Genomic DNA, 14,159 nt, shown 5'->3' with positions numbered 1-14,159 from the left:
AGTGGAGAATAATTGGACGGTCTTCTGGTCCCTCTGCTAATGGCCGGGGCCTTAAGTCTCGCGTGCACGCCGCTGGTGATGCGCCTGGCCGGGCGCGTCGGGGCCATCGACCTGCCCGACCGGCGTAAAATGCACACGAGCCCGATGCCGCGTCTTGGCGGCCTGGCTGTTTATCTGGCTTTTGTCTTTGTCATTCTCGTCACTCAGCAGTTGACTGGCGAAGTCCTGGGCCTGCTGGCGGGATCGACCCTGATCGTAGCCCTGGGCATCCTCGACGATACGCGGGGCGTGACGCCGAAGGTGAAACTGCTGGGGCAGGTCGTGGCGGCTCTCAGCGTGATCCCGTTCGGCCTGCAGGTGGAATTCATCACGAACCCCGTGCACAGCGGCATGATCGCCCTCGGGTGGTGGGGCATCCCGCTGACCGTCTTCTGGCTGGTGGCGGTGACCAACGCCGTGAACCTTATCGACGGGCTTGACGGCCTGGCCGCCGGCATTGCGGCTATCGCCGCGCTCACCATGTCCGTCATCTCCTGGACCGAGGGCCAGATTGCGGCCATGGTGATCAGCCTGATCCTGTTCGTCGCCGTCCTGGGCTTTTTGCCTTACAACTTCCACCCCGCCCGCATCTTCCTGGGCGACACGGGGTCGATGTTCCTCGGTTTTGCGCTGGCGGCAACGGCCATCATGGGCCTCACCAAGAGCGCCACGGCGGTCTCGATCCTGATTCCGATCGTCATCCTGGGCATTCCCCTGTTTGACACCGCCTTTGCCATCTTCCGCCGGTACCGTAACCGCCAGCCCATTTTCTACCCCGACAAGCAGCACCTGCATCACCGCTTGCTCGAAGCCGGACTGTCGCACCGTCGGGCCGTGCTGACCGTCTACGGGGTTAATCTTGTCCTTGGCGCCAGTGCCGTCTTGCTGACCGTGCTCAGCACCGACCAGGGCATGCTCCTGCTCCTGGTGGTGGCCACCCTGCTGATCGGCCTCGCCAACAAGGCCGGCATCCTGGGCGAGGGTTGGGCCCGCAGGACAGAACCCGTACAGACAAAGCAATCCGAATTTTAAGACCGCAAATGCCAGCAAATCTGTTTGACGCTCGCCAGAGCGTTTTTTATATGCCAGCCCAGCATTGTGTGCGGGAGGTGCCTTGAATAATGATGAGGGTCAGAAAAGCCGTTATTCCGGCTGCGGGCTTAGGCGTGCGTTTTCTCCCGGCTACGAAGGCGCAGCCGAAGGAAATGATCCCGCTTATCGATAAGCCCACCATCCAGTACATCATTGAGGAGGCCGTGGCCTCGGGGATTACGGACATCCTCATCATTACGGGCCGCGGCAAGAGGGCCATCGAAGACCACTTCGACCACGCCCCGGAACTGGAGCATTTCCTCGAGCAAAAGGGCAAGGTCGAAGCCTTGGAGACGGTCAGGGCGATCGGTTCGCTGGCCAACATCTATTACGTCAGGCAGAAAGAGCCCCGGGGCCTCGGGCATGCCGTGGCTTGCGCCGAAGCCTTTGTCGGCAACGAACCCTTCGCCGTCCTGCTGGGGGACGACGTGGTTGTCAGTGAGGTGCCCTGCCTGAAGCAGATGCTTAACCTTTATGAGGAAGTACGGGGAAGCGTTATCGCCATCGAAGAGGTTCCCGAGACCGACGTCAGCAAGTACGGGGTCATCAAGGGCCGGGCCCTGCGGCCTGGGGTCTACGTCATCGAGGACCTGGTGGAAAAGCCGCCGGTCGAGGAGGCTCCTTCCCGACTGGCCGTGATCGGCAGGTATATCCTGCCGCCCCGCATTTTCAGCCTCCTGGCCCGGACCGGGCCGGGGGCTGGCGGAGAGATCCAGCTTACCGACGCCCTGCGCGAGCTCGTTCGGGAAGAGGCGCTGTACGGTTACGCCTTTTCCGGCCGGCGCTACGACGTAGGTTCAAACCTCGGCTACCTGAAGGCCACCGTAGAGATGGCCCTCGGCCGCCCGGACCTGCGGGGGCCGTTCCTCGCCTACCTGCAGTCGGTCGTCTGCGGGGGCGAACGCTAGTGCGGGCGCTCGTGACCGGCGGGGCCGGTTTCATCGGCTCGCACATTGTCGACGCACTCGTGGCCGAGGGGGCCGACGTCCTGGTGATCGACGACCTGTCGCGCGGCCGGCCCGACGCCGTCAACCCGAGGGCCCGCCTGGTGCTCCTCGACATCGCCGCGGAGGCCGTGCAGCGGGAACTGGAAGCCTTCCGTCCGGAAGTCGTGTTTCACCAGGCCGCCCAGGCCAGCGTGCCTGTTTCCCTGCAGCGCCCGGGACACGATGCCCGGGTGAACATTATCGGGACGATCCGCCTGTTGGAAATGTGCCTGGCGGCCGGCGTCCGCAAAGTGATTTACGCTTCGTCGGCCGCCGTTTACGGTACACCCTGCTACCTGCCCATCGACGAGAACCATCCCGTTTACCCCCTGTCGCCTTACGGCATCTCCAAGCTCGCGGCGGAGATGTATCTTTCCGTTTTCCGAAAGCACTGGGGCTTGGATTTCACCGTCCTGCGCTATGCCAACGTTTACGGACCCCGCCAGGATGCCCTGGGAGAGGGGGGCGTGGTGGCCGTCTTCGCCGACCGGATCCGCCGCTGTGAGCAACTGACCGTTTTCGGCGACGGGGAGCAAACGCGCGACTTCATCCACGTCCACGACGTCGCCAGGGCCAACCTGGCCGCTTTTTCTTCCGCCGGGGGCCAGGTGCTCAACGTCAGTACGGGCCGGGCCACCAGCGTCAACCAACTGGTGACGATGTTCAAACGCCTGACGCGCCGCGTTCCAAGCGTAACGTTCGCCGCCGCGCGCCCAGGCGACATCCGCCACAGTTACCTGGACAACAGCAAGGCCCGCTCCGAGCTGAACTGGGCGCCCCAGTACGACCTCGAAACGGGCCTGGCGCAGACGTTGCGCGCCATCGGCCTCTTAACCGGCGATAAGCATTAGGCACCAAGCTTTAGGATATAAAGGTGTTCCGCCCGGTCAAATGCCTGACCCCAAAAGCTTAATGCCCGGAGCCGATGCTGTTTTGGAACGGTCTTTAGGTTTTAACGTTTTCGTCGCCGGCCCGGGTGTGCGTATTTTGTGTATTTCTTTTTTGTTTAAGGCTCTTGAGGTATTCTTCGAGCATTTTCTTGCGTTTGTCGAGCCGCTGCAGGGCTTCGGATTGCATGGTTTGACCCCTTCCTGAAACTTGGCGTTTCTAAACCCATTTATTGCCAGACAGTGCGTCGTTCAAACGCATAAGCCTTCCCACGCGGGGTAAAAATTAGAAAAGTCTCTGTGAGGAGGGTTTTTGATTGGCGAAGATAGCGTTTGGCACCGACGGTTGGCGGAGCATCATCGCCGAGGACTTCACCTTCGCGAACGTGCGTATCGTGGCGGCGGCCGTCGCCGACTACTTAGAGGGCCGGGGACTGGGCCCGCGGGGCATCGTCGTCGGGTACGACAACCGGTTTCTCTCCGAGCACTTCGCCGCGGCGGCGGCCGGGGTTTTCCTGGCGCGGGGAATGCCGGTGATGCTCGGCGTCAGGTCCATGCCCACTCCGGTCACGGCCTTTGCCGTTACCCGTTACCGCGCCGCCGGCGCCGTTATGCTGACGGCCAGCCACAACCCGCCCGAGTACAACGGCATCAAGTTCATCCCCGAGTACGGAGGCCCGGCCCTGCCCGAGGTCACCCGGCAGATCGAAGCCAACATCCGCCGTTACGAGCAAGGGGATGCCGCGCCGCCAGACGAGCCCTGGCGCCTGGATGAGCTGAGGCGGAAGGAGGGTTACCAGCACCTCTTGCGTTTCATCGACCCCCGGGACGACTACATCAGTCACGTTATGACCTTGATAGACGGGGAAGCGATACGCGAGGCCCGGCTCAGGGTTGTGGCGGATCCGCTGTACGGCGCGGGCTGCGGCTACCTGGACAGAATCCTGCGCCGGCTGGACGTGGTGGTGGAGACCCTGCACGACTGCCGCGACGCCTTGTTTGGCGGGAGACTGCCCGACCCCAGCAAGGAAAAGCTGGAACTCTTGCGCGAACGCGTGCTGGCCGGCGGCTACGACCTCGGCCTGGGGCTTGACGGCGACGCCGACCGCCTCGGGGTTATCGATGCCGACGGGAGCTACATTTCACCCAATGAATTGCTGACCCTGGTCTATTATCACCTGTTGACGGTGCGCGACATGGCCGGTCCGGCGGCCCGGACGGTGGCCACCACCCACATGCTGGACCGGATCGCGCAGGCTTACGGTTACCAGGTTAGGGAGACGCCGGTAGGTTTCAAGTATATCGGCCAGTGCCTGATGGACGGGTGCATCGTGGGCGGCGAGGAGAGCGGGGGCATGTCCGTCAAGGGGCATGTCCCGGAAAAGGACGGGATTATGGCGGGCCTCCTGGCCGTGGAGATGGTGGCCGTGCACGGCAAAAGCCTGCGCCGCCTGCTGGCGGAAGTGGCCGGGCGTTTCGGCCCGGCGTACAGCGGGCGCGTCGACGTCCACACCATGCCCTCGAAAAAGGCCGAGGTCTTGGAAAAACTTAAAGGGGAGCCTCCCCGGGAACTGGGGGGCAAGGCCGTCGCCGGCTGCCAGACGATGGACGGCACCAAGCTCTTGTTCGACGACGGGGCCTGGGTCCTCATCCGCCCCTCCGGGACCGAACCGGTCTTTCGCATCTACGCCGAAGCCGGCTCTCCGGAGGAGCTTGCGCGTATCCACCAGGCGATGAGGGAATTTGCGGGGCTTTAACGGGCGCCGGGCACACGGGACACGGTTCACCGCCAAGACGGGGATCAAAAATAACCGCCAAGTACGCCAAGAACGCTAAGGGATGGAGAATCGGCGGTTTTATTGGTAATACTGCAACTGACGGGAAAGAAACGATGGGGCGTGAAACCGGTTGTCCGGTAAACTGATCGTTCAGGCGACCATAGTTATCGCCGCCTTCAACCTGCTCTCGCGTCTTCTGGGTTTTGTACGGGAGATGGTCATCGCCGACCAGTTCGGGGCCAATGCGGTCACCGACGCCTACCTGGTGGCCGTGACCCTTCCCACGATCGTCTTCGCCATTTTGTCGCAGGCTCTGGCGGCCGTGGTCATCCCCGTATTCACCGAGTACCGGGCCAGGGGCGAGACCGGGGAAGCCTGGAGGTTGACAGCCACCGTCGTCAACCTGCTCTTTCTGCTCCTGGCCGTCGTTACCCTCGCCGGCGTGGTCGTGGCTCCTTTTGTCGTCAAGGTGATCGCGCCGGGCCTGGCGCCCGAAACCAGCCGGCTGGCGTCCGAGCTGACGCGGATCGTCTTTCCGATGCTGGTCTTTTCCGGACTGGCCACGCTGTTTTCGGCCTTCCTCAACGCCAACAAGATCTTCGGCATCCCGGCTTTCAGCGGGGCGCTCAATAATATCGTAATCATCGCATCGGCCGCGCTGCTGGGCGGGATCTTCGGCATCCAGGGCCTGGCCTGGGGCACGGTGGCCGGCATGGTCCTGTCGGCGCTTATTCAGCTGCCGCCCCTGTGGCGTGCGGGCTTCCGGTTCAGCCTGAGTTTTGACTGGTCGCATCCGGGAGTGCGCAAGGCCCTGCGGTTGGTTGTTCCGGTAACGCTGGGCATCTCCGTCACCCAGGCATACTTCATTATTGACAGAGTCCTGGCTTCATTGCTCCCTGAAGGGAGCATTTCCGCTCTTAATTTTGCCTACAAACTGATCCAGCTTCCGGTGAGCCTGTTTGTCCTTGCCGTCAGCACGGCCGTCTTCCCGATGCTTACGCAGTGGGCCGCCGAGGGCAGGATCGGCGAGGTTTTCGGCGGTGTACGCCGTTCCCTGCGCGTCATTGTCCTGATGATCGTTCCGGCGAGCGCCGGCTTGATGGTGTTGCGCACGCCCATCGTCCAGCTCCTTTTTGAAAGAGGGGCTTTCGACGAAAGGGCCACCTTTATGACGGCCGCAGCCGTGCTTTTCTACGCCGTGGGGCTCGTCGGGTTCGCCACCAACATCCTTTTGACGCGGGCTTTTTACGCCTTCCAGGATACAAAGACCCCTGTCAAGCTGCTGGCTGTGAACATCGTCGCCAATATCATCCTCAGCCTGCTTTTAATGGGACCGCTTCTGCACGGCGGCCTGGCCCTTGCGGCTTCGCTGTCGGCCTTTTTGCAAACCGTCCTCCTCGTTTACTACCTGGACCGCCGGCTGCCGGGCCTGTGGCACTATTCCTGGCTGCTGTTCGGGGCCAAGGTTACGGTGGCTTCGGCGGTGCTTGCTTTTGCGAGTTACGCCGTCGACCAGACCCTGGCTACTTCAGGCCTCCCTGCGGGGACGGCCGGACTGGCTCTGCGGGTCGGCGCCGGGATCGCTGCGGGGGTCGTCGCTTACCTCATGGCCTGTTGCGCCCTGGGTTTTGAGGAAATCCAGATGCTGCGGAGCACGTCGCGACAGCTCATGGGCAGCTTGCGCAAACGGAGCCTGTGAATTCGGTCGTCACTTTATTTGGTTCTGTGCCAAGTTGGTGTTAGGAAGCCGCTCAGTAATCAGTTGAGTGCTGGGTCGTCAGTCGTCGGGTGTACGCAAGCGAGCGCCTGTAACCATCCATGCTTAAGCGGCATATGATGGTTTGTGTACGGGGGTGGGTTCCTATGTTTAAGGCTACGGATCTCAGCTCGCGGCTGATCATCAACCTTGCCGACGGCAGGCGGATCGGCCCGGTCAAGGACATGATCATGAACGATGCCGGCAGGGTTGAAGCCATCGTGCTGCGCGGCCGGAAAAGGCTTATGGGCGTGCTGCGCGACAAAGATATCGTCGTACCCTGGCCGCAGGTCAAGAAAATCGGCGTCGACGCCGTGCTGGTCGAAATAGAAGGCCTGTAAATTCGGTTTTGCCACAGGCCCTCTATTGACGGGGGCTTCGAATTTGTTCGGAGCGGTTTTACAAAAGACAGATCAATTTTTTGTTTGCCTCGTCGATAATCATGCTAGACATGCTTGTACTCAAAGAGCGGGCTCTTGCCCGGTGGAGGGAGACTGATGGCCAAACTTAACTGCTGGGAGATACTCAACTGTCCGGAGGACCGCAGGATGCAATGCTCGGCTTACGTGAAGGGGCTCGGCCGGCGCTGCTGGCGTCTCGAGGGGACTTACTGCGGCGGCAGGCTCAACGCGTCGGTTGACGAAAAGCTGTCGGAATGCCTGCAGTGCAGCGCCTATCAGGCCATCAACAGCATCGCCTGGTACCAGACGACCTACTTTCGTTTCGCCGCGCTTGTTGTGGCTCCCGTATTAACGGTATTTTTGGCGTTTGCCGTCCTGAGCAGGTCGGTCCTGTTGGAAGCCGGGCAGCAAATCTACTACCTGACCGTCCTTGGTACGATGGCGATTATCGGCGCGCTGACCATCGCGCCCGCGTACCAGATGTGCAAGCCCATCAACATTCTGAGGGAAAAGCTGAGGGAGATCGGCAAGGGGAACCTGGCGGCCGACGAGGCGGTCATGCCGCGACGGGACGAGTTCATGCTCCTGGCGGTGGCAGTGAATGACCTTAAGGAAGTCCTGCGGGCCACCATACGGGCTATGGACGGCAGCGCGGAGGTCCTTAAGGGTTCGGCGAGCCAGCTCGTGGCCGGAGCGGAGGAAACGGCGGCCGGCGCCGGTCACGTGGCCGAAACAATGAGCCAGATGGCGGCCAATGTGGAGCACGTTACCGAAGCAGTCAAGGATGTCACCGCCGCCGCCGTTACGGCCGAGCAGCACGCCGCCGAGGGCAGCAGGAGCGTGGTGGAGTTGAAGGACCGCATGCAGTCCATCCAGACGGTGACCCAGAGCGCCACGTCCGCGGTGGACAACCTCCGGCAAAAATCGATCGAGATCGGGCAGATCACCGACCTCATCACCCAGATCGCCGACCAGACCAACCTCCTGGCGCTCAACGCCGCGATTGAGGCGGCGCGTGCCGGCGACCAGGGCCGGGGTTTCGCCGTCGTGGCCGACGAGGTCCGCAAGCTGGCCGAGCAGTCGGGGAACGCGGCCGACCGCATCCGTCAATTGATCGCCTCCATTCAGGCGACAACCGCCAAGGCCACCGAAGCGATGTCCAGCAGCAGGGAGGAGGTCAAGTCCGGTGTGTCTGTCGTGGGGATGGTCAACGAGGCTTTCGGCGAGATCATTTCCCGCGTCAAGGAACTCACCGTGCGGCTGCAGTCCGCTTCGGCCGCGTCGCAGGAAATAACGGACGGGATGGGGCGCATCGCGGCGACGGCTCAGGAGCAAAGCGCCTCGACGGAAGAGGTCTCGGCCGCGGCCAACACGCTGGCCAAGCTGGCTGACGACATCAAGCTCAAAGTGCGAAGGTACCATATAGAGTGACGTTATCAGCTCAAGGTCAGTTTGATAATTATTGACGATCGGTTTGCCGCTTCGCCGATACACTCTGACTGCCAACTCCTAATCTCCATATTGCAGCCCGCCGTGCGCCAGGCAGGCGATTTTTTTTTGCCCTGTGACCCCCCGTCGCCCCGCCTAATAACATGGTCTAGAAACCCTCTGACTGATAGATTGTGCGAAATCCGTAGGATTTCTTCGAGTCAGACCTCTAACTTCTTTTTTGGAGGTGGACACATGTCATCCGAAGGCACCGGCATCATCCGTCCGGGGATGACGCACCTGCTTGTGGGCAACCTGCAGGAACAGTTGCACGACCTGGGTTTTGCCGTTGACGATCCTGTCAACTTTTTCGGACCCGGGACATCCCGGGCTTTGCGCGACTTTCAATCGCGCAAGGGTCTTCCCGTTACGGGAGAAATAGACGACAGGACCTGGAAAGAACTGTTCCGGACAACCGTTTTACCGAACGACTTGACCGCTGCCGCCGGCGGCGCTCCCGTCAACGCTTTGGATTCTACCGCTACAGTCAACATCAACATCGGGGCGCGGCGCTTGATGGTGTTTAGGGGCAGCGGCTCGCTGGGCCCTTTCCCGGTCGCCGTGGGCAAGCCGGCCACCCCGACCCCTGTCGGTACGTTCAGTATCCTCAATAAAATCGTCAACCCGGGCGGCGTCTACGGCTCCCGGTGGCTGGGCTTCACCACGCAGGGCCACGGCATTCACGGCACCAACCGCCCGCAATCCATCGGGCATGCCGTATCGAACGGGTGCGTACGGATGTACAATAGGGACGTGGAGACGATCTTCCCGGTTGTCGCGGTGGGCTCGCCGGTGATTGTCGTCGTTTCCAGCGGTTCCGCGCCGCATCCCGTGTTCAATCCCGCCCCCGCGCAGCCCCGGCCGGGCGGGGGAGACCGGGTGCATACCGTCCGGCCGGGGGAATCGCTCTATGCCGTCGCCCGGCTTTACGGGACGACGGTTGAGGCTATCATGCGTGCGAACAACCTCAGTTCAACAATCATTTACCCCGGCCAGCAACTGGTCGTTCCCTAGCCGGCGGCTTCGCAGCGCGAAGCTTTGGAGCACGCTTCGTTGACACCAATTACCGGTTCTGCTAGAATTGTTTGCAGTATTCAACAGATTTCGTTAAGAAGGGTTGCCAATGAGACATCTTTTCACTTCGGAATCCGTTACGGAGGGACATCCCGACAAGGTGGCGGACCAGATTTCGGACGCCGTCCTCGACGCCATTCTGGCCAAGGACCCCGAAGCCAGGGTCGCCGCGGAAACCCTGGTGACCACCGGTCTCGTTTTTGTGGCCGGGGAGATCAGCTGCAACTGTTACGTCGATATCCCCAGGATCGTCCGCGACACGGTCTGCCAGATCGGCTACACCCGCGCCAAGTACGGATTTGACTGCGACACCTGCGCCGTGATCACCTCCATCGACGAGCAGTCGCCCGACATCGCCCAAGGCGTGCTCAAGGAGGAAATCGGGGCGGGCGACCAGGGCATTATGGTCGGTTACGCCACCGACGAAACGCCGGAACTGATGCCCCTGCCGATCACTCTCGCCCACCGCCTGGCGCGGCGGCTGGCCCAGCTCCGGAAAGATAAGACCCTGGACTACCTCCGTCCCGACGGCAAGACGCAGGTCACCGTCGAATACGAAAACGGCCGTCCGGTCCGCGTGCATACCGTGATCGTTTCGACCCAGCACCGCCCCGACGTCGACCAGGAGACGATCCAGGAGGACGTCATCGATTACGTGATCAAGCCGGTGATAGGCCCGGAACTCCTGGACAAACGGACGAAATACTACATCAATCCCACGGGCCGCTTCGTTCTCGGCGGGCCGCACGCCGACACCGGCCTGACGGGACGCAAAATCATCGTCGATACTTACGGCGGTATCGCCCGTCACGGCGGGGGGGCCTTTTCGGGCAAGGACCCGACCAAGGTCGACCGCTCCGCCAGCTACGCCGCCCGGTGGGTCGCCAAGAATATCGTGGCGGCGGGTCTGGCCGGCAAGTGCGAGGTACACCTGGCCTACGCCATCGGCGTGGCCGAGCCCGTGTCCATCCGCGTCGATACCTTCGGCACGGCGCGCATCGACGAGGAAAAGCTCGCGCAGATCGTTTACCGGAACTTCGACCTCCGCCCCGGGGCGATCATCAGAGATCTGGACCTGCGCCGGCCGATTTACCGGCAGGTCGCCGCTTACGGCCACTTCGGGCGTCCCGACCTCGACCTCCCCTGGGAGGGGCTGGACAAGGTGGAAGCCCTGAAGTCGGATGCCGGTATTTAATAGCGCTCGGCACTCAGCACTCGGCATTCAGATAAATAGGGGGCTGCGCTTTGCATAGCCCCCTCTGCTTGTCTAAAACCCCTAATCCTAATGCTGAATGCTGAGCGCTGAAGACCGGTATAAAGCCGCTGTACGAGGCGGCTTTTACTGTTTTTGGAGGGAACGGGTGATTTTTGTCGAAATGTTTCCCCGAGGTGGGTCGGTTGCGGCCTGGAACGGTGGTGCACATCCTCTACCTGTGGCTGGTGATCGGCGGGGGCTTTTACTTGCTCGCCGGGCTTTTTCAGGGCGTCGACCTGGACTATGCCGTCCAGTACGTGACCCTGATCGCTCTCGGGGTGCTGTCCGAATGGCTCGTCGTCTCCTTTCCGCACGGGCAGCTTTCCAGCGGGTTTGCAGTCGTGCTGGCTGCCTTTCTCCTCTTCGGGTTTCCCGCGGCGGCGTGGGTCGGGGCCCTGGCGACCTTGTTCGGCCAGGGCATCGTCAACCGCGGCAATCCCATGCGCACGACTCTTTTCAACGCCGCGCAGTGCGCCCTGGCTATCGCTGCGGGCGCCCTGGCTTACGATTATCTCGGGGGCGCCTCCGGGGAGCGTTTCGCCCCGTCCAACGTTTTGCCCGTGCTGGCCTTCGCCGGGGGCCACCTGGTGGCCAACCACGTCCTCGTCTACCTTTACATCGCTCCCCGCCGCCGTTCCTTCCCCAGTATCTCCTGGTACAACACCCTGGTCTGGGACGCCGGCACCTACCTGTTCGTTATTCCCCTGGCTTACCTGGCCAGCATCATTTATACCCACATCGGACCGACCGCCGCCTACCTGCTGTTTCTGCCGGCGCTGGGCGTGCAGCTTCTTCTCCGCCATACAGTGAAGCTCGAGCTCAGCAACCGCGAGCTCAGCGTCCTTTACGAGGTGGCCAAGCGCATGGGGGCCAGCGTCAACCTGACCGAGCTCCTGAACTTCATCCTCGCCGAGACCAGGAGGATCATCCCCTACCACACGGCGGCCGTCTACCTCTGGGACGACAGGTCGGGCCTCTTCCGCTGCTGCGCCGTCAGGAGCCCCTTCAGCCGCGACCTGGAGGAATCCACCCTCGATCCCGACGAGGGGTATGCCGCTCCGGTCATCCAGGGTAAAGAGCCCGTCGTCGTTTACGATACCCGCGGGGACGCACGATTGGCCCGCGAGGCCGGATTACCCCAGTTCCTGCGCTCGCTGATCATCATTCCGCTGCTGGTCGAGGACCAGGTTTCCGGAGTCTTTGTCGTGGGGGCCCGGCGCCCCGGCGTTTACGACGAGCGCAACCTGCACATCCTCACCATTATCGCCGGGCAGGCCGCGGTGGCCATCAATAACACGCTTCTTTACGACCGGGTCGCCACCCTGACGGGATGCGACGCCCTGACGGGGCTGCCCGGCCGGCAGGCGTTCCTGCAGCAGGCCGGCGAGCTGCTCCTGCAGTGCCGCGAAGAAGAGAAGCCGGCGGTGGCCCTCCTCCTGGAAATCGCCGGGCTGGCCCGGATTAACCGCCGTTACGGGGACGAGGCGGGCGACGCCGTCCTGCAGCAGGTGGCCGCCCTGATCGCCCGGCGCTGCGGCCCCGGCCTCCCCGTGGGAAGGTACGGGGATGACGCCTTCGCCGTATTCTTCGCGGAGGCCGGCGAGATCGAGGTCGCCCAGGCGGCGGAGCGTCTCCGGCGGGCCGTGGAGCAGCGTTCTTTCCGTGCCGGAGACGGCGAGTGTGCGGTCTCGCTCCGCTCGGCTACGGCCATATACCCGCGCGACGGTGAGACGGCGGACGCGCTGCTCGCGTATGCCGAGGAGAGCCTGCGCGCGGCCGCGGCGACGGGGGACGCCGCCGGCTACCGGTCCAGGGCGGGGACGGGGGGCTTGCACGACTGGTAACGCTGTGGCGCGATTTATGGACGGGCCTGGTCGACCTGGTCTTCCCTTTTTCCCGGGCTTGTCCCCTTTGCGGGGGCGGCGCCGGCGAGGTGTGCCGGGAGTGCGTGGAGTCCCTGGCGGCGCTTGCCGCCGGGTCGTCCCGCTGCGCGGTGTGCGGCCGGTTTGCCGTCGTTTCCCTGGCGGGGTTCTGCGACGAATGCCCGGGACAGAGCTGGCCCTTCGTCTTCAACAGGGCCTCCTTTCCTTACGAGGGCCGCGCCCGCGAGACCGTACACCAACTCAAGTACCACGGCCGGCGGCACCTCGCTTCTTTCATGGCCGGACTGATGCTCAAGACTTTCCAGGCCGAGGAAGGCTACCTGAAGGCCGAACTGCTCGTCCCGGTTCCGATGGGGAGAGAGCGCCTGCGGGAGCGCCGTTTCAACCAGGCCGAACTGCTGGCCGCGGCGCTCGGCGGGCTTTCCGGGCTGCCGGCAGCCAAAGTTCTCGTCCGGGCGCGCGAAACCCCGCCCCAGACCGGCTTGAGCCGGGCGCAACGGAGGCGCAACATGGCCGGGGCCTTCGCCGTGGCGTCCGGGAGCGAGTCCTTCGTAAGAGGACGCACGGTTGTCGTCGTTGATGACGTCTTCACAACCGGGAGTACGATGGCCTCCGCGGCCCGGGCCTTGAAACGGGCGGGCGCGGGGCGGGTCCTGGGTCTTACGTTCGCCGGGGGCAACCGCTGACCTATCTTTACTGAATTATGGTTCCTTCGACAAATGCCTACACCATAAATTGCCTTGTCCACAATATGGAGCCCTGAAAAGCCTGTTATTCACAGGTTTATCCACTGTATCCACAGGTTTTTCCCATCGGATACGGCGTTCGCCAAACCTTTTTTCGACAGACTTGTTTTCACATGCCAACGCAGGATATTCCTCTATGGGAGGGAATACTATAGATTAACTCGAGCCAAAGGAGTGAGAGCAAAATGCGAGTCAACGTGCGCGGCAAAAACATAGAGGTCACCGACGCCTTAAGAAGCTATGTGGAAAAACGCCTCAACAAGCTGGGCAAGCTCTTGAACAATTTTGGTGACGCCCAGGTAACGCTTTCGGTGGAGAGAGACTCGCATCGCGTTGAAGTCACCATCCCCATTAACGGCATGATCCTGCGCGGCGAAGAAGCGACACCCGATATGTATGCCTCTGTCGACCTCGTTGTTGAAAAGCTTGAGAAACAAGTCGAGAAGTTTAAAGGGCGCCTGGGCAAGAGACTCCGCACGGCGGAGGCCAGGGATGCGGAAGCCGAGGAGCAGGAAGATCCCTTCCGCGTGGTGCGCGTGAAGCGCTTTGCCATCAAACCCATGCAGGTCGAGGAAGCCGTGATGCAGATGAATCTCCTGGGACACAGCTTTTTCGTGTTCTCCAACGCCGAAACGCAGGAAGTCAATGTCGTGTACAGGCGCAAGGACGGCAACTACGGCCTGATCGAGCCCGAATAAAGGTACTTCGGAACAGAAAAGCGCGCCGAGAGGCGCGCTTTTTTATGCAATCCCGCTGCCATTTTTTGTCTGCCGC

General features: G+C 62.3%; 13 protein-coding genes. 12 read left to right on the top strand and 1 reads right to left on the bottom strand.

The annotated features are described in order from the left end of the window. The first annotated feature begins 12 nt into the window (after window positions 1-12). The 3 genes from ACPV0M_RS09630 to ACPV0M_RS09620 all read left to right on the top strand — a co-directional run bounded on the left by ACPV0M_RS09630 (window position 13) and on the right by ACPV0M_RS09620 (window position 2,968). Window positions 13-1,071 (top strand): MraY family glycosyltransferase, encoded by a 1,059-nt coding sequence (locus tag ACPV0M_RS09630; RefSeq protein WP_425620434.1) that lies wholly within the window; start codon window positions 13-15, stop codon window positions 1,069-1,071. Window positions 1,072-1,163: 92 nt separating this feature from the next. Further along, window positions 1,164-2,039, top strand: coding sequence for a UTP--glucose-1-phosphate uridylyltransferase GalU (gene galU / locus ACPV0M_RS09625; protein WP_425622184.1), 876 nt, complete (start codon window positions 1,164-1,166; stop codon window positions 2,037-2,039). Continuing rightward, entirely contained in the window at window positions 2,039-2,968 is a 930-nt protein-coding gene (locus tag ACPV0M_RS09620) for an NAD-dependent epimerase/dehydratase family protein (protein WP_425620433.1), read from the top strand. The genes galU and ACPV0M_RS09620 overlap by 1 nt, the downstream gene beginning before the upstream one ends. A gap of 94 nt (window positions 2,969-3,062) precedes the next feature. Here ACPV0M_RS09620 and ACPV0M_RS09615 read toward each other — a convergent pair whose 3' ends face one another. After that, on the bottom strand, window positions 3,063-3,194 hold the full coding sequence (locus ACPV0M_RS09615; protein ID WP_425620432.1) for a hypothetical protein: 132 nt from the start codon (window positions 3,192-3,194) through the stop codon (window positions 3,063-3,065). 127 nt (window positions 3,195-3,321) lie between these two features. On the opposite strand from ACPV0M_RS09615, the gene ACPV0M_RS09610 reads away from it, so the two are divergent. The 9 genes from ACPV0M_RS09610 (at window position 3,322) to hpf (ending at window position 14,083) form a co-directional block, all read left to right on the top strand. Continuing rightward, window positions 3,322-4,761 (top strand): phosphoglucomutase/phosphomannomutase family protein, encoded by a 1,440-nt coding sequence (locus ACPV0M_RS09610; RefSeq protein ID WP_425620431.1) that lies wholly within the window; start codon window positions 3,322-3,324, stop codon window positions 4,759-4,761. Between the two features lie 151 nt (window positions 4,762-4,912). Continuing rightward, window positions 4,913-6,481, top strand: coding sequence for a murein biosynthesis integral membrane protein MurJ (gene murJ, locus ACPV0M_RS09605; protein ID WP_425620430.1), 1,569 nt, complete (start codon window positions 4,913-4,915; stop codon window positions 6,479-6,481). A 164-nt stretch (window positions 6,482-6,645) separates the two neighbouring features. After that, window positions 6,646-6,879, top strand: coding sequence for a PRC-barrel domain-containing protein (locus ACPV0M_RS09600; RefSeq protein ID WP_425620429.1), 234 nt, complete (start codon window positions 6,646-6,648; stop codon window positions 6,877-6,879). A gap of 156 nt (window positions 6,880-7,035) precedes the next feature. Further along, window positions 7,036-8,370, top strand: coding sequence for a methyl-accepting chemotaxis protein (locus tag ACPV0M_RS09595; RefSeq protein ID WP_425620428.1), 1,335 nt, complete (start codon window positions 7,036-7,038; stop codon window positions 8,368-8,370). A gap of 252 nt (window positions 8,371-8,622) precedes the next feature. After that, the gene (locus tag ACPV0M_RS09590; RefSeq protein ID WP_425620427.1) at window positions 8,623-9,441 is read left to right on the top strand and encodes a L,D-transpeptidase family protein; all 819 of its coding nucleotides are present in this window, start codon (window positions 8,623-8,625) and stop codon (window positions 9,439-9,441) included. A 109-nt stretch (window positions 9,442-9,550) separates the two neighbouring features. Then, complete coding sequence (gene metK / locus ACPV0M_RS09585) at window positions 9,551-10,696, top strand: methionine adenosyltransferase (protein WP_425620426.1); 1,146 nt, start codon at window positions 9,551-9,553, stop codon at window positions 10,694-10,696. Between the two features lie 173 nt (window positions 10,697-10,869). Then, a complete protein-coding gene (locus ACPV0M_RS09580) occupies window positions 10,870-12,600 on the top strand; it encodes a GGDEF domain-containing protein (protein ID WP_425620425.1) in 1,731 nt (576 codons plus the stop codon). An 89-nt stretch (window positions 12,601-12,689) separates the two neighbouring features. After that, a complete protein-coding gene (locus tag ACPV0M_RS09575; RefSeq protein WP_425620424.1) occupies window positions 12,690-13,325 on the top strand; it encodes a ComF family protein in 636 nt (211 codons plus the stop codon). A 245-nt stretch (window positions 13,326-13,570) separates the two neighbouring features. Then, entirely contained in the window at window positions 13,571-14,083 is a 513-nt protein-coding gene (gene hpf, locus ACPV0M_RS09570; RefSeq protein ID WP_425620423.1) for a ribosome hibernation-promoting factor, HPF/YfiA family, read from the top strand. The last annotated feature ends 76 nt before the right edge of the window (window positions 14,084-14,159 follow it).

Origin of the sequence: Desulfosceptrum tomskiensis (assembly GCF_049818055.1) — a bacterium.
In the GTDB taxonomy this organism is placed as follows: Bacteria; Bacillota; Desulfotomaculia; order Desulfotomaculales; family JASEER01; genus JBFLVT01.
Note: the sequence above shows the minus strand (reverse complement) of the source record. Positions and strands in the feature narration are given on the sequence as shown.